The organism is Advenella mimigardefordensis DPN7 (assembly GCF_000521505.1).
Classification (GTDB): Bacteria; Pseudomonadota; Gammaproteobacteria; order Burkholderiales; family Burkholderiaceae_B; genus Advenella; species Advenella mimigardefordensis.
On sequence record NZ_CP003915.1, the window covers coordinates 216,521 to 231,489 of the forward strand.

At 53.9% G+C, this 14,969-nt stretch carries 13 protein-coding genes; 10 read left to right on the forward strand and 3 right to left on the reverse strand.

Going from position 1 to position 14,969, the window contains the following annotated elements:
* Positions 1-97: 97 nt before the first annotated feature.
* The 3 genes from MIM_RS01005 to MIM_RS01015 all read right to left on the reverse strand — a co-directional run bounded on the left by MIM_RS01005 (position 98) and on the right by MIM_RS01015 (position 3,042).
* Positions 98-1,375: a TRAP transporter large permease gene (locus MIM_RS01005; protein WP_025370892.1), complete on the reverse strand. Its 1,278-nt coding sequence runs from the start codon at positions 1,373-1,375 to the stop codon at positions 98-100.
* A complete protein-coding gene (locus MIM_RS01010) occupies positions 1,372-1,920 on the reverse strand; it encodes a TRAP transporter small permease (protein WP_025370893.1) in 549 nt (182 codons plus the stop codon). Before MIM_RS01010 ends, MIM_RS01005 begins: the two co-directional genes overlap by 4 nt.
* A gap of 117 nt (positions 1,921-2,037) precedes the next feature.
* The gene (locus MIM_RS01015; protein ID WP_084458881.1) at positions 2,038-3,042 is read right to left on the reverse strand and encodes a TRAP transporter substrate-binding protein; all 1,005 of its coding nucleotides are present in this window, start codon (positions 3,040-3,042) and stop codon (positions 2,038-2,040) included.
* Between the two features lie 216 nt (positions 3,043-3,258).
* Between MIM_RS01015 and MIM_RS01020 the strand changes: the two genes are divergently transcribed.
* From MIM_RS01020 to MIM_RS01065, 10 genes are all read left to right on the forward strand, one after another.
* Entirely contained in the window at positions 3,259-6,048 is a 2,790-nt protein-coding gene (locus MIM_RS01020; RefSeq protein ID WP_025370895.1) for a xanthine dehydrogenase family protein molybdopterin-binding subunit, read from the forward strand.
* Positions 6,045-6,599: a (2Fe-2S)-binding protein gene (locus MIM_RS01025; RefSeq protein WP_025370896.1), complete on the forward strand. Its 555-nt coding sequence runs from the start codon at positions 6,045-6,047 to the stop codon at positions 6,597-6,599. Before MIM_RS01020 ends, MIM_RS01025 begins: the two co-directional genes overlap by 4 nt.
* Complete coding sequence (locus MIM_RS01030; protein WP_025370897.1) at positions 6,592-7,842, forward strand: c-type cytochrome; 1,251 nt, start codon at positions 6,592-6,594, stop codon at positions 7,840-7,842. The genes MIM_RS01025 and MIM_RS01030 overlap by 8 nt, the downstream gene beginning before the upstream one ends.
* Before the next feature lie 202 nt (positions 7,843-8,044).
* Positions 8,045-8,707, forward strand: a complete 663-nt coding sequence (locus MIM_RS01035) for a dihydrofolate reductase family protein (protein WP_025370898.1) — start codon at positions 8,045-8,047, stop codon at positions 8,705-8,707.
* Positions 8,708-9,020: 313 nt separating this feature from the next.
* Entirely contained in the window at positions 9,021-10,157 is a 1,137-nt protein-coding gene (locus MIM_RS01040; RefSeq protein ID WP_025370899.1) for an ABC transporter substrate-binding protein, read from the forward strand.
* A gap of 31 nt (positions 10,158-10,188) precedes the next feature.
* Complete coding sequence (locus tag MIM_RS01045; protein WP_025370900.1) at positions 10,189-11,061, forward strand: branched-chain amino acid ABC transporter permease; 873 nt, start codon at positions 10,189-10,191, stop codon at positions 11,059-11,061.
* Positions 11,058-12,053, forward strand: coding sequence for a branched-chain amino acid ABC transporter permease (locus MIM_RS01050; RefSeq protein WP_025370901.1), 996 nt, complete (start codon positions 11,058-11,060; stop codon positions 12,051-12,053). The genes MIM_RS01045 and MIM_RS01050 overlap by 4 nt, the downstream gene beginning before the upstream one ends.
* Entirely contained in the window at positions 12,050-12,865 is an 816-nt protein-coding gene (locus tag MIM_RS01055; RefSeq protein WP_245592802.1) for an ABC transporter ATP-binding protein, read from the forward strand. The genes MIM_RS01050 and MIM_RS01055 overlap by 4 nt, the downstream gene beginning before the upstream one ends.
* A gap of 59 nt (positions 12,866-12,924) precedes the next feature.
* Complete coding sequence (locus MIM_RS01060) at positions 12,925-13,629, forward strand: ABC transporter ATP-binding protein (protein ID WP_025370903.1); 705 nt, start codon at positions 12,925-12,927, stop codon at positions 13,627-13,629.
* Between the two features lie 107 nt (positions 13,630-13,736).
* Complete coding sequence (locus MIM_RS01065; RefSeq protein ID WP_025370904.1) at positions 13,737-14,966, forward strand: FAD-dependent monooxygenase; 1,230 nt, start codon at positions 13,737-13,739, stop codon at positions 14,964-14,966.
* The last annotated feature ends 3 nt before the right edge of the window (positions 14,967-14,969 follow it).

Here is a 14,969-nt window from a genome sequence, read left to right on the forward strand (position 1 = left end):
GTCATTATAAAAATGACCGTGCAAAAAAGACAGGCGGTTAGCCTGTCTTTTTGATGAATACGGCAGATCAGTAATTGGTTATCCGATCTATCTTACCTTATCCTAATAGCCGCGGCAGCCACAGCGAAATGGCAGGAACATAGGTGACGATAATCAAAAACGCCAGCAACAGAATCAGCCATGGCGAGGCGGCACGAACAACCTGCCCGATGGACATCTTGGTGATCCCTGCCGTCACGAAAAGGTTCAGCCCGATTGGTGGAGTCACCATCCCGATTTCCAGGTTCACGACCATGATGATGCCCAGATGAACCGGGTCTATGCCCAATTGCATGGCAATGGGAAAGAGGATGGGCGCGAGAATCAGAATAATGCCCGTTGGCTCCATGAACATGCCGGCAATCAACAGCAGAATATTGACAACAATCAGAAATTGCCAGGCTTGCATGTCCCATGCGATGATCTGCTCCGCGATGATCTGCGGAATGCGCTCAGTGGTGAGCACATGGGCAAACAGCAGCGCGTTCACAATAATGAACATCAGCATGATAGTCACTTTGGCCGCATCAATCAGCACTTCCGGCACTTGTCGGAAGCCGATGTCGCGATAAACAAATACAGCAACCAGGAATGCATAGACTGCCGCAACCGCCGCCGCCTCTGTCGGCGTGAAAACGCCACCGTAGATGCCGCCAAGAATGATAAAGATGAGGGCAAGACCCCAAATGGAATCGCGAGCCGCTGCCATTACTTCTTTCATGCTGGCACGGGGCTGTCTGGGATAATCCTTGATTCTGGCCACGATATAAATGGCGATCATCAGTAATATACCCAGGGAGATGCCTGGCACGACACCTGCCATAAACAGCGCGCCAACTGAAGTCTCGGTGGCTGCTCCGTATACCACCATCACGATTGAAGGTGGAATCAGAATGCCCAGCGTACCCGCGTTACATACGACGCCTGCAGCAAAGGATTGTGGGTAGCCCGAGCGAACCATACCCGCAATCACAATCGAGCCTACCGCCACCACTGTTGCAGGAGACGAACCAGACACGGCGGCAAACAGGCAGCATGCCATGACAGATGCAATTGCCAGCCCGCCATGAAAATGTCCTACGGTTGCAACCGCAAAGCGGATCATGCGCTTGGCAACGCCGCCGGTGGTCATGAACGCGCCAGCCAGTACGAAGAAAGGAATCGCCATTAGCGTGAAGTGCTCAGACGTCTCGTACATTTTAAGAGACAGCGAGGCCAGGGAATCGGTGCCAAAGAACAGAATGGTCAGCAATGAGGACAGACCCAATGCGACAGCAACCGGCGTGCCCATAAACATGAACACGAACAGCATGATGAACAGGGCAACGGTAGTCATTTGACCTCCTGTTTGATGACAGAGGTATCCTCGCTGGCATGTTTGAGCGCATCCTCTGCTTCATCACCCAGCAACTGGGCGCGACGACCTCGCAGCATATCGAATAGAATTTCGGCAAAGCGGATGAAAAGCAGCGCGAAGCCCAGCGGCAGCACCAATCGCGGAATCCACTGGGGAATGGGCATGTCCTGGGCAAGAATACCTATGGTGTACATTTTGCTGACATACACCCAGGCTCCGTAGAACACGATAGCGGTGTAGATCAGGCACAGTATGCAGGCTGCAATACCGGTGATGCGCGCGGCTTTTTTCGGCAGGGCCTTGATGAGTGCATCGACCCCGATGTGCGCCCTGACCCGTACGCCATAGGACAGACCAAGAAAAATCAGGCCGCCGAAGATGAACATGGCCAGTTCAAGCGCCCAGGTAAAACTGTAATTAAAGACATAGCGTGCGACCACCTGAGCGAAAGTGATCAGCGTCATGGCTGCCAGCAAAAAGGCGATCAGCCCTTCCTCAAGCCGATGAAACCAGTTGGCGTTCATTTGTGATACTCCTTTTTTTGAACTGCAAAAAACCTGTCGGGCAGACGATGTCTCCGCGCAACCGCCGCCAGCCCGAATCCCGGGCAGGCGAGCAGTGGACGTCATAGTTAATGCGGTTTACTTGTTGGCTTCCTGGGCTGCCTTGATCAGGTCAGCACCAATATCGCCTTCGAACTTTTTCCATACTGGTGCCATCGCCGTGCGCCAGGCCTGCACGTCTTCTTTGGACAGAGAAACCACCTGGGCTTTTTTGGCGTCGATAATGCGCTGCTTATCGTCTTCGTTCAGTTTTGCCGCTTCCTGGTTGGCATACGTGGTGGCCTCGGCCATGGCTTTTTCAAGGCCGGCACGGATATCCTCCGGCAGGCCATCCCACCACTGAGCATTGGTAACAACCATATAGTCGATCACCCCGTGGTTAGTCTCGGCAATGGTTTTCTGTACTTCATGAAACTTTTGCGAGTAGATGTTGGACCAGGTGTTCTCCTGTCCGTCAACCACGCCGGTTTGCAATGCCTGATACACTTCACTGAAAGACAGCTTCTGGGGGTTGGCGCCCAGTGCCCGGAATTGTGCCTCAAGCACATCGGATGCCTGGATGCGGAACTTCAAGCCCTTGACATCTTCGGGGCGTTGCAACTTCGCCTTATTGGTGGACAATTCCTTCATGCCGTTATGCCAGTACGCCAGGCCTTTGAGCCCGCGATTTTTCATGGAATCGAGCAACTCCTTGCCCTTGTCGCTTTGCTGGAAGCGATCAACGGCAGCCATATCATCGAACAGGAATGGCAGGTCAAACAACTGAACTTTTTTGGTGTAACGGTCAAATTTTGACAGTGACGGGGCAATTAACTGAACGTCGCCCAGCAGCAGTGCTTCCATTTCCTTACCATCGCCAAACAATTGGGAGTTAGGGAATACCTGAACCTGAACTTTGCCAGGCAACAGTTTTTCGGCCACTTCCTTGAATTTCTGCGCGCCCTGTCCCTTGGGCGTGTTAGCAGCGACGACGTGGCTGAATTTAATAACAATGGGGTTGTCTGCGGCCAGGGCGCTGGCTGAAATAGTGAGCGCGATGCTCATGCCAAATACATTAATAATACGCATAGGAGCGAATTTCATAGGTGTTGTCTCCGTAATTATGAATATTGTGATAACGTAGCTCCCAGAACGGCTCCACTGAGAACAGGACCAATATACTACATTCAGTCGATCAGATAGAATCGATAAAAACACTTACGGGTTTGCCATCAGATGCTGTGTAATGGCAAAGGTCAGAACGCAGCAACGTATCAACTGGTTCAAAAAAAGCACGCTTCAATCATGAAAAGGCAAGGTATGAGTCAGCTTAATCAGTCAAGGCGAAATTTTCTGAGGAAAACCGTGGTGGCGGGCATTACCGTGTATCTGGCACCGCTAAACAGCCACGCTTATAATGCGCTGTTTGAAGAAAAAATCCTGGAAGCCCCGATCTGGGATCCCAATACGAAAAGAATCCTTCACCGCATCGACGCCCGGTCCAAGGCGCTGGGTAAAAAGGTATTTGCCTACGATATTCGCGCTGTGGATATGCCGCACTGGCCGCAAAAACAGGCGCATGCCTTTATCCTGCGTGCTACGCGTGCAGACCGTATTTTCGAAGGAATCGATCTGTCACGGCTCGGAGAAGAGCTGCAGCCGGATCGCCTGGTAACGGCAGCGGATCTGGCCAAAGACGGAATTGCCTTCCCGGCATTTTATGGCGATGACATGTTACTGCCTGCCGGCAAAACGCCGGCCTATCTGGGACATGCGGTTGCCGTGCTTATTTATCACGATTTCGCCCGTTTTCGCTTCGCCAAAAACGCCATTCAGTTTCACCCTGACGCCATCCGCTATGGCGCAGAAACGGGTCCGCTGGAACGAGATCCGTGGGCCTCCTTCCGTTATGTACGGATCGGTGGTGATACGCCCTTTGATGACGATACGTTTTCCAGCCTGAAAGATATGCCCATTTTTCCAGCGGGTTTGCGCAAGCGGCTGCCGGTCTGGCCCGAAGGTAAAGAAGGGGGCAAACTGGACGAAGAGGGGATGTATCACGCGCAGCAGATCGACAATGAAATAAACAATCCAGCGGACAGGATCGAGGTACTGTCGGCCGACTATTCTTCGCAATCGATTGATACGGCCGCGATGGAGGCCGATAACACCAATGGCTGGTTCGACCAGGCCAGTCAGACACTGCATATGGTTATCCCGACGCAATCGCCGCCGGAACTGGCCGATGAAATTCCCAAGATGCTTGCCAAAATGCATACGCCGATCAAACGACTGGTATTGCATCCCTGTTATACCGTGGGATACGGCTCGAAGGACCACAGCAGCTTTCCCTTTGTCGGGACCATGGTGGCCATTTATGGTGATGGCCATCCGGTACGCCTGGCCAATGACCGGTACGAACAGTTTCAAACCTCGATCAAACGTCATGCATTCGATATTTCATATTCAATGACGGTTAACAAGGAGTCGGGGAAAATTGATATCTTTCGCGGTTATATGACCGGGAATGGCGGGGGGCGATGCAATTTTACGCCGTCTGTCGTGATGGTCGCAGCCACGGCAGCCCAGTCTATTTATTACATTCCCAGAAGTGATTTTGCCTCGGTCGGCCTGGCCACAAGGGCGATTGACGCCGGTTCCGCACGCGGCTACGGTACCCTGCAGAGTATGGCGGCAACCGAAATGATGATGGATGAAATGGCGGCCAGGCTCAGGCTGGACCCTATCGATTTTCGCAAGCGCAATGTACTCAAATCCGGCATGAAAAACACTCAGGGTGCGATTCCGGCAGGTGCCATCCGTGCAGATGAAATTCTGGATCTGGCCGCAAAGCACGACCTTTGGACAGGGCGCATCAGCCGCAAAGCTGAATTTGAAAGCCGGTATCCGGGTAAACGCTATGGCGTTGGCTTTGCCTGTGTGCAGAAAGACTTTGGCACGGGTGCCGAGACTTCATTTGCGCGGGTGGAAATCACTGCCGACGGCAAGCTGGTACTCAACCATAGCGGTGCGGAAATGGGAACCGGTATGACGACTTCACAGGCAGTCGTCTGTGCCCAATGGCTGGGGAAACCGGCTGATGAAGCGCATTTTTCCGTGACCGACTGGGATATGCTGCCCATGGTCGCAACGGCTGATCCTTACATGATGCCACAGGAGGATCAGGACAAGTTCTCAGCCGATCCCTTCTGGACCCCTTCCTATTGCTCGCCGTCCAGTGCCAGCAATTCCGCATTCTACTTCTCGCATACCACCAGGGAAGCATCACGACTGCTATTTGAGCAAAGCCTGTGGCCTGCTGCCTTATCCATCTGGAAAACCGGTATTGGCGGTGGCCAGGCGGCGCCGCTGGTCGTGCGCAGGGAAGATGCGCGCTGGGTTGCCGGCGGACTCACGGCTGCGGGGATGCAAATCCTGCCTTTTGCTACCCTGGCCAAAAAAGCGCATGAACTGGGCTTGATCACCGGGGTGGTGGTGCATAGCTTCAATCGCTGGCAATGGGCCGAGGCTGACTTTACGGTGAATGCCAGTCAGATGCGTCTGCCGATTGATGGCCTGGCCCTGCGCATGGGCAATGGCACTTACCAGGCCATTGCCCGTGACCGGGTCTACTATCCTCCCATGCAACGCAACAACGCCGCCGTGACCTATTACAGTGCCGTTGGCACTCTGGTGGCGTTGTCTGTCGATACGGGTACGGGCAAGGTTGAGCTTCTCAATCATCATTCTTTTATGGAATGCGGCAATCTGATTGTGCCGGAACTGGTGTCCGGCCAGTTGCAGGGCGGGATCGCCATGGGTATCGGACACGCACTGCATGAATATCTGCCTTTGTATGAAGATGGGCCTGGCGACGGCACCTGGAATTTCAATCGCTATCGCCTGCCACGGGCAAGCGATGTTGCCGTCTGGCAGCAAACGGGCGACATTCTTCCTCCTCTGTCCGAGACCGACCCGCCCAAGGGGATGGCTGAAGTCGTGATGATTCCGGTGGTGGCAGCAATTATCAATGCCATTGCCCATGCCAGCGGACATTATTTCCATCATCTGCCGGTGCGCGCTGAAAACATCAAAGAGGTCTTTCAATGAAAATCACCACCAGACCGATTACGCTCACCATTAACGGTAAGAAACAGGGGCCGCTGGATGTTCCGGAAGGCTTGATGATGCTCGATTTTCTGCATGAGTATGTGAACCTGACCGGCTCACGCCTGGGCTGTGGCCAGGGTGTGTGTCATGCCTGTGTTGTGATTGAAGACCAGCCCGACGGCAGCAGTCAGGAAACGCGAACCTGTATTACCGGTGCGCACTATTTTGATGGCAAATCGATTCGCACCGTAGAAGGGCATGCGACCATTAATGATAAAGGCGAAGAAGTGCCGTCGCCGGTGCAACAAGCTTTCATGGATCACTTCAGTTTCCAGTGCGGCTACTGTACGCCGGGGTTCGTGAATGCCGCGACGGTATTCATTGAAGGCCTCAAGCGTAATCCCATTGCCAGAGACGATCTGGAGCAAGCCATACTGAAGGCGATGAACAATCACATTTGTCGTTGTACAGGTTATGTCCGCTACTATGAAGCGATACGGGATCTGGTCCTGCAGACACCGGGTCTGATCAGGGAGGCAAAAAATGGCTAAAAAACGGTTGGTGCCGGCCCTGTTCCTGATTGTGATTGTGTTGCTGATTATTATTGCCATTTTGTGGTGGCGTGAACATCGCAGTAATGACAATCCTGTGCAGAAGGTCTCGGCCACGGATGAACAGATAGAACGCGGACGCTATGCCGTCAGGGCTGCAGACTGTGCCGCCTGTCATACCGTCGAAGGCGGTGGCCTGTTTGCCGGCGGCTTTCCCATGGAGACTCCTTTTGGCACGGTTCATGGCAGCAACATCACGCCTTCAGCTGATTATGGTATTGGTCGCTGGACCCGGGAAGACTTTTATCGCGCCGTCAGAGAAGGTATCACACCTGGCGGACGGCATCTGTATCCGGCGATGCCATACAACTCCTATCATTCAATGAGTGATAAGGACCTGGATGATATCTACGCCTATCTGATGACCCGACCGGCCATTGATGTGCCGACGCCCGAAAATGATCTGCCGTTTCCATTCAACCAGCGTTTTCTGATGATTGGCTGGAACCTGCTGTTTCAGAACAAAGACCCGCTGCCAGCCGTCTCTTCAGGCGACTCCGAATTATGGGTGCGAGGGCGCTATCTGACAGATGTGTTGGGGCACTGTGCGGAGTGCCACACGCCACGCGGCATGTTCGGCCAGATGGATCTGGCCCAATCGCTCAAGGGCGGCACGCTGGGGCGCTTCAAGGCAGCGGATATCACGCCACAGGCGCTGGCAGAACGCGGCTGGACACCCGACGATCTGGCTCAATTCCTGGCTACAGGTAATGCGCCGCAAGGCTCTGCCTTCAGCGAAATGCATATGGTGGTTGCCCTTAGCACGCAGTACCTGACAAAAAACGATATGAAGGCGATGACCACGTATCTGATGGGAGACCAACCGCCAGCTCCTAAAGTGGCGCAACTGACGCCAGGCGGCGATCAGGGCAGGACGCAGTACCTGAATCTGTGCGCAGGTTGTCACGGTGTTTCGGGAGAGGGCAAACCGAATGTTGCGCCGGCAATGGCAGGCAATGCAACCATCCGTCAGGCCGATGCCACCAACCTGATCGCATCGATTTTTGACGGTCTGCCCGAGCAGGCCTTTCCCGGTCATGGCAATATGCAAAGCATGCCCGGCTTTGCCCGTAAGCTGAATGATCAGCAGATGGCGGAACTGGTGAATTACACTCGTACAACCTGGGGTGGTTTGCCAGGAGATATTACAGCAGCGCAGATTGGCGCCTTGCGTGAGCATTGAATGGATTGGTTGCGCTATCAGCAATATCAATGACAGCGTGAGCGCAGGAGGGGCCAGGAGGCGGGGCACCATTCAGTTGATGTTACCGTCTCCTGGTTGATGATCACGGTGGTCGCCAGGTACGTCCTTTCAAATCACAGCCGGGCATGAGCATCTCAACTGAAATTATTGCGTTTGCAGGTATCAGCAAAGGAGAGCGTTGATGAGAAAAGTCATCGTTGGTGCATTTGTGAGTATGGACGGGGTCATGCAGGCGCCGGGCGGACCACAGGAAGATCCTGTGGGGGATTTCCGGTATGGCGGCTGGCTGGTGCCCTATTTTGACGACACATTGGGTGTCAAGGTTGGAGAAATCTTCGCCCGCCCCTTTGACTTGCTGCTGGGGCGAAAAATCTATGATATTTTTGCTGCTCATTGGCCGTATGTCGGCCCGGAAGAACCGCTAGGCGCCTTGTTCGATCAGATAGAAAAATACGTTGCCACCCGTAATGAGCATTTCAAGCCGAGCTGGCAGAACAGCCAGGTGCTGGGCGCAGACGCAGTGGCGGCTGTACGCAAGCTGAAGGAGCAGGAAGGGCCGGATCTGCTTACCCAGGGTTCGACTGACTTTCTGCAAACGCTGCATGCCCATGATCTGGTCGACGAGATGTACATCATGATATTTCCGCTGGTGCTGGGCAAGGGCAAGAAGTTGTTTGCAGACGGGGCAGCGCCGGCGGCATTTAACTTATTGAGCACTCAGGCGTCCGATAGCGGCGTCATCGTCAACCACTACGTGCGCGCCGGTGATATCGAAACGGGTTCGTTCGCTGCCGACAACCCATCGCCCGCCGAACTGGAGCGCCGCAGGCAGCTTGGCCTATAGACGTGTGACCCTGTTGGGCGGCACTGACGGTCCGGCGGCATGACGCGATTAACAGACGGCGTTTAAGTGCCTCCGCCCAGTCACAAGTTGGATCACGGCGACGCTGGCGCTGTGCGCAGAGATTGCGTTTGCCACTATCCGATGAGCTGGATCAGCAGTTTTTATTAACGTTTTCCCTTATTGCATCTGTAATAGTACTCGTTGTACCTTAATAATTAATTGAGTGTTTAATTATTTAATCATTCAGACCATTCAAATCACATCAGGGAATGCGTTTTCACGCAATCGCCAGCCATCATTGTTGGAGTGTTTTATGAAATATCTCACGTCAGGTATCAGTGGATTAATGCTTGTCAGCTGTGCGGCGGTCGCTGCGGAAGGCGCCGGGCCGATTAACATCGGCGTCATACAACCCTTGACCGGTTCTGTCGCGTATAACGGACAAGCCTATGTCAGAGGAGCAAAGCTGGCCGTTGCACAACGCAATGCACAAGGCGGCGTGAATGGCCGACAGGTTCAATTGCAGATCGAGGATGGTCAATGCCAGCCGGCAAACTCGGTTAATGCTGCGGAAAAACTGATTCAGCGCAACAAGGTGCCCGTGCTGGCTGGCGCGTTCTGCAGTTCGGCGACGGCCGCGGTGATGGCGGTGGCCGAAAAATACAAAATTCCACTGTTATCCGGCGTTTCCTCGAAAGCGGATCTGACAGAGAAAGGCATGAAATACTTTTTCCGATCCGCTGAAACCGACAGATTGATGGCCAGGACATTCAGCAAGATACTGGCTGAGGACCTCAAGCTCAAAACGGTGGCATATATCGGGGTCAATGATGATTGGGGGCGCGGTGGCGTAGAGGATTTCGAAAAGGATCTGAACGCTTTTGGGGTCAAGTCGGTCATGAAAGAATATTTCGACCATGGCACCACCGATTTTTATACGCTATTGACCAAACTGCGAGCACTTAAGCCCGACGGTGTCTTCGTGGCTGCAGAAACGCAGGATGGTTCCATCCTGGTGAGACAGCTCAAGGAATTCGGCATTGAAACCAAAGTGTTTGGTGTCGGCTCATGGGCAACCGCCGATTTTATCGGCTTGACCGGCGAGGCCTCGGAGGGCATTTATGCTGCGGTGCCTTATGTGTCCAATATGAAGGGCGAGCGCAATGCCGGGTTTGTTGATAGTTACAAGAAACAATACGAGCAGCTCCCAGGCAAATACGATGCTTCGGGTTACAACGCCATGAACATTCTGATGCAGGCGGTTGAGCTTGCGGGCTCCGATGAGCCGGAGAAAATTCGTGATGCACTCTACAAGACAGACTACCAGGCGCCCAACGGACGATTCCAGTTCACTGAAAAAGGCGAAGGATATGGTTTTGATACCGTGCTGGTGCAAATCCAGGGCGGCAACACACATGTCGTCACACAGGCGCGCACCGAGAAGCCGTAATTGCCTGGGCTAACAAAATAAGGAAATCGGCATGGAGTTATTACCGCAATATATTGCTAATGGGCTTGTCATTGGCTCGTTTTATGCGCTGTCCGCGCTGGGTCTGACATTGATTCTGGGCCTGATGCGCGTCGTCAATTTTGCCCACGGCGAACTGTACATGGTCGGCGGCGTAATGGGGTGGTGGGCTACAACGCGTCTGGGACTGGATTTTTTTTCCGGACTCCTGCTTGTCGCTGTTGTGCTGGGCACTTTCGGCTGGTTGATTGACCGCTTTCTGATTGAGCGAATCAGGGATCAGGGTGAAGAACCGGGGATACTGCTGACTATCGGTCTGTCTATTTTTCTGGCGAATACTGCTTTGCTGCTGGTGGGCACCGCGCCGTTGAAAATAGAATCGCCAATGGCTGGCGGTCCGCTCTTTCTCGGCCCGATCGTGTTAACCAAGGCACGCCTGTTCGCGGTCGCTGTCAGTATTGCGTTAATGATTATCACGTATCTGGTTATCCAGAAAACCCGTCTGGGCCGTGCGATGCGGGCGACCTTCCAGGATCCCATGGCAGCCAAACTGGTGGGGATCCGCACCGCGAATATCTACGCAGGCACATTTGCCATGGGCACGGTGATTGCCTCCCTGGCGGGTATGCTGCTTGGGTCCATTTACTCCACTCAGGTGTCTATCGGGGGGCTGGTGAGTATGAAAGCGTTTGTTGTCGTCATTCTGGGAGGCATGGGCAGTTTTGCAGGCGCTATTGTGGGCGGGTTGCTGCTGGGTCTGGCTGAAGCCTTGTGGGGCGGCTACGTCGCTACCGGGTGGGTGGATATCATCGGTTTCATACTGGTGATTCTGACCCTGCTGTTTCGTCCTTATGGATTATTTGTTAAACGCGCGGAGAGAGCATGAAGATCCAACGTAATTGCCTGACGGCGTTCATGCTGCTGGCAGCGGTACTGCCATTTATCGTCAGCGATCAGTATATTTTGCACGTAGCCATCATCGTGATGTTCTACGCCGTACTGGCCACAAGCCTGAACCTTGTGGTGGGCTATGTGGGCGAGTTTTCACTGGGGCATACGGCTTTTCTGGGAACGGGGGCGTATGCGGCAGCGCTGCTCTCGACCCAGGCTGGCTGGCCGATGTGGGCCACCATTCCCGCAGCCGGATTGTGTGCCGCCATCATGGGAACGATGATCGGCGCCATTACGCTGCGACTGCACGGGCCGTTTTTCGTCATCATTACCCTGTCATTTTCAGAAGTATTGCGCCTGATTGCCAATAACTGGGTCGCGGTCACAAAAGGGCCGATGGGTATTGCCGGAGTGCCGCAGCCGGCACTGTTGGCGCAGATAGATACGCTGGCGGGCAAACACTTTTACTATGCCATCGCCTGGCTGCTGCTGGCTATTGCCTTATACCTCGCATACCGCTTTGTGAATTCCAACGCTGGTCGGGCTGCAGTGGCCATTCGTGAAAACAGGTATGTCGCGCAGTCTATCGGCATTCGTCCGCTGAACTACTCCATGATGGCACTGGTACTGGGTGCATTTCTGAGTGGCGCTGCCGGTGGTTTCTATGCTCATTACATTTCATTTGTCGGGCCGGAGATGTTCCGGTTTGCATTCATGGTCACCATGATCACGATGGTGCTCATCGGTGGCAAGGGGACGCTGATCGGACCTCTGGTGGGCGCGTTGCTGGTCACGTTTCTTGAAGAGTACTTGCGGGAAGCACAGGAACTGCGGTTGTCACTGTTCGGTCTGATCGTCATTGCGATTGTGTTATTCATGCCCAATGGCATCATGGGATTTGTTACCCGACATCGTGAAAAGCGGGAGCAGAACCAGGCGACGCCGGTGAATGTGAATGTAAGCGGCACCAAAAGGAGGTCAGCATGATCAACATGAACACGCAAGCGCAGAACAGGAAGCCTGGCGGTGTCTTGCAGATCAATGGTTTGTGTAAGTCATTTGGCGGTATACATGCGGTCAAGGACATCAGCTTTAACGTGAATCGCGGTGAAATCGTCGGCTTGATCGGTCCCAATGGCGCCGGCAAAACGACATGTTTCAACCTGATCACCGGTTTCTATGCGCCTACTTCCGGAACGGTCCACTTCGATGAACAGGAGGTGACGGGTGAAAAGCCGTATAGCATGGCGCGCCGGGGCATTGTACGCAGCTTTCAGAAAACCAATATTCTGAAAAACCTATCGGTCTTTGAGAACGTGCTCACCGGTCACTATATTGAAGCACGCCAGCCTATTTGGAAAACGTTTTTTCCCACCGCAAAAGTGCGGCAGACAGAAGCGGCGATCCGCGATAGTGCGGCACGCATTGTCAACACTATCGGTTTATCGCGTCAGATGAACCTGCCTGCGGCCCAGTTGTCCTGCGGCGAACTGCGTTTGCTGGAGGTGGCGCTGGCACTGGCTGCGAAACCAAGAATTCTGATGCTGGATGAGCCGGCTGCGGGGCTCAATAGCCACGAGGCCCGGGAGTTTGGCACCGTACTAAGGAAACTGCTTGGTGGTCTGGTTGAATCTATTCTGATCGTCGAGCACAACATGGGGCTGGTCATGAACGTGTCTGATCGTATTGTTGTCATGCATTTCGGTCAAAAGCTGGCAGAAGGGACACCGGAACAGGTTCAGAAAAACGAGAAAGTGGTGGAAGCTTATCTTGGTGCAAATGCAAAGGAACAATCATGAATGCAATAGCGTCGCCACAGCGATCGGGTTTGGATAATGAGAGTGCTGCGGTCAGTCCGATGCTGCAAATCCGGGACCTGCACGTCAGCTATGGAAAGACCCAGGCACTGCATGGGGTCGATTTGCTGGTTCAACAGGGCGAGGTAATTGCCCTGATCGGCGCCAACGGCGCCGGAAAAAGCACTACGTTGCGGGCCATCTCCGGGTTGCTCAAGCCGACGCAGGGACAGATTATTTATCAGGGGAATAATATTGCCGGCGTCTCTGCCGATCGCATCGTTGCCCAGGGTATCGCTCAGTCGCCAGAAGAACGCCATATCTGGCCGACCATGACGGTGTACGAAAACCTGGCTTTGGGCGCCTATCTTTGCAAGAAGGATACGGAAGTAGAGCGGCGCGTGGCGCTTGTGTATGACCGTTTTCCCCGATTGAAAGAAAGACATCGTCAACTGGCTGGCACGCTCAGCGGGGGCGAACAGCAGATGCTGGCCATCGGGCGTGCCCTGATGTCCGAACCCTCGCTGTTGCTGCTGGATGAGCCCAGTTTGGGACTGAGCCCGCGCATGGCTGAAGAGGTTTTTGAGTTTGTCAGGGAAATCAATACGCATGGCGTGACGGTGATCCTGGTTGAGCAGAACGTCTATAACGCGCTATCGGTGTCTACGCGCGCTTATGTTTACGAAACAGGCAAAGTGGTTGCTGAGCGGGAAGCGGCGGGTTTGCTGGACGATCCTGAACTACTGAGTGCGTATCTGGGAGCCTGACCCGTTCGGAGTGTCAGGTGCTCCGCAAGCTTATAAATTAATTAATTGGTTATTTAATAAATGATATATGTCTTGGTGCATATGTGATTGAAACTGGAGTGGAATGTATGTCGAAAACTTTGAAAGTAGGAATCATTGGGGGTGGTATCGGAGGCGCCGCGCTGGCACGCGCGCTGCAACTGCGTGGCATAAAAGCCTACGTTTTTGAACGTGCGCCGGCCTTTGGTGAAATTGGCGCCGGCGTGCAGATGACGCCTAATGCCGTCAAAGTACTCAAGGCGTTAGGACTGCAGACGGAACTTGAACGGATCGGCTTTTTGCCCTCGGCCATGGTGGGGCGTAACTGGGATGATGCACGTGAACTTTTCCGTACGCCGTTGCAGCAGGTGTGCCGGGATAATTTCGGCGCTGATTTTCATCATGTCCACCGCGCGGACCTACACGCCATTTTGTGCAAGGATATTCCGGCGGAGCAGGTGACATTCAATACGATTTGCACCGGTATTACGCAAAATGCCGACTCTGCCACGGCACACTTTGAAGACGGCTCGACATTTGAGGCCGATATTATCGTAGGGGCTGATGGTATCCATTCGGTCGTGCGCGATTCACTCTGGGGCGAGGATCAGGCCAGTTTTACCGGCCATATGTGCTGGCGTGCACTGGTGCCGGTAGCGCAGCATCCTTTACCTTTTGTGAGCCCGGACGCATCGTTCTGGTTTGGTCCCAAGGCTCATATCGTTACTTACTACGTCAAGGGTGGCGCGGCGGTCAATATTGTCGCGGTCAACGAAAGTGAAGGATGGGTTGCCGAGTCATGGACTGAGCCGAGTACCCGTGAAGAGCTGCTGGCAGCTTATGACGGTTGGCATCAAAACATTATTGATCTGCTGGAGCAAACCGATCCTGATCAAACCTTCAAATGGGGACTGTTTGACCGGGATCCGATGAAACAGTGGACAAAGGGCAGGGCCACGTTGCTTGGAGATGCGGCGCATCCAATGCTTCCTTTTCTGTCACAGGGAGCAGCGATGGCACTGGAGGATGCTTTTGTGCTGGCCGAGATGATTGCTCATTTTCCGGCAGATCATGAGGCGGCTCTTCGAGGCTATGAAGCCGAGCGGCTGGCCCGTACCGCCCGCGTCCAGCTTGAAGCACGCGAGCGTGGTCGTACGTACCATCTATCGACGCCTGAAGAGCAGCGTGCTCGTGACGAGGCGCTCAGAAAGCAGCAGGCGGAAAACCCCAACGCTGTCGGCATCAAGGCCGAATGGGTCTATGAATATGACGCGACTCGTTGCAAAGAGCGGATCGGCACGATGGAAACGCAAGTATGAAGA

Excerpts from the sequence above, each read along its gene's own strand:
- MIM_RS01005 (WP_025370892.1), bottom strand. The coding sequence starts at position 1,375 with ATGACTACCGTTGCCCTGTTCATCATGCTGTTCGTGTTCATGTTTATG.
- MIM_RS01010 (WP_025370893.1), bottom strand. The coding sequence starts at position 1,920 with ATGAACGCCAACTGGTTTCATCGGCTTGAGGAAGGGCTGATCGCCTTT.
- MIM_RS01015 (WP_084458881.1), bottom strand. The coding sequence starts at position 3,042 with ATGAAATTCGCTCCTATGCGTATTATTAATGTATTTGGCATGAGCATC.
- MIM_RS01020 (WP_025370895.1), top strand. The coding sequence starts at position 3,259 with ATGAGTCAGCTTAATCAGTCAAGGCGAAATTTTCTGAGGAAAACCGTG.
- MIM_RS01025 (WP_025370896.1), top strand. The coding sequence starts at position 6,045 with ATGAAAATCACCACCAGACCGATTACGCTCACCATTAACGGTAAGAAA.
- MIM_RS01030 (WP_025370897.1), top strand. The coding sequence starts at position 6,592 with ATGGCTAAAAAACGGTTGGTGCCGGCCCTGTTCCTGATTGTGATTGTG.
- MIM_RS01035 (WP_025370898.1), top strand. The coding sequence starts at position 8,045 with ATGAGAAAAGTCATCGTTGGTGCATTTGTGAGTATGGACGGGGTCATG.
- MIM_RS01040 (WP_025370899.1), top strand. The coding sequence starts at position 9,021 with ATGAAATATCTCACGTCAGGTATCAGTGGATTAATGCTTGTCAGCTGT.
- MIM_RS01045 (WP_025370900.1), top strand. The coding sequence starts at position 10,189 with ATGGAGTTATTACCGCAATATATTGCTAATGGGCTTGTCATTGGCTCG.
- MIM_RS01050 (WP_025370901.1), top strand. The coding sequence starts at position 11,058 with ATGAAGATCCAACGTAATTGCCTGACGGCGTTCATGCTGCTGGCAGCG.
- MIM_RS01055 (WP_245592802.1), top strand. The coding sequence starts at position 12,050 with ATGATCAACATGAACACGCAAGCGCAGAACAGGAAGCCTGGCGGTGTC.
- MIM_RS01060 (WP_025370903.1), top strand. The coding sequence starts at position 12,925 with ATGCTGCAAATCCGGGACCTGCACGTCAGCTATGGAAAGACCCAGGCA.
- MIM_RS01065 (WP_025370904.1), top strand. The coding sequence starts at position 13,737 with ATGTCGAAAACTTTGAAAGTAGGAATCATTGGGGGTGGTATCGGAGGC.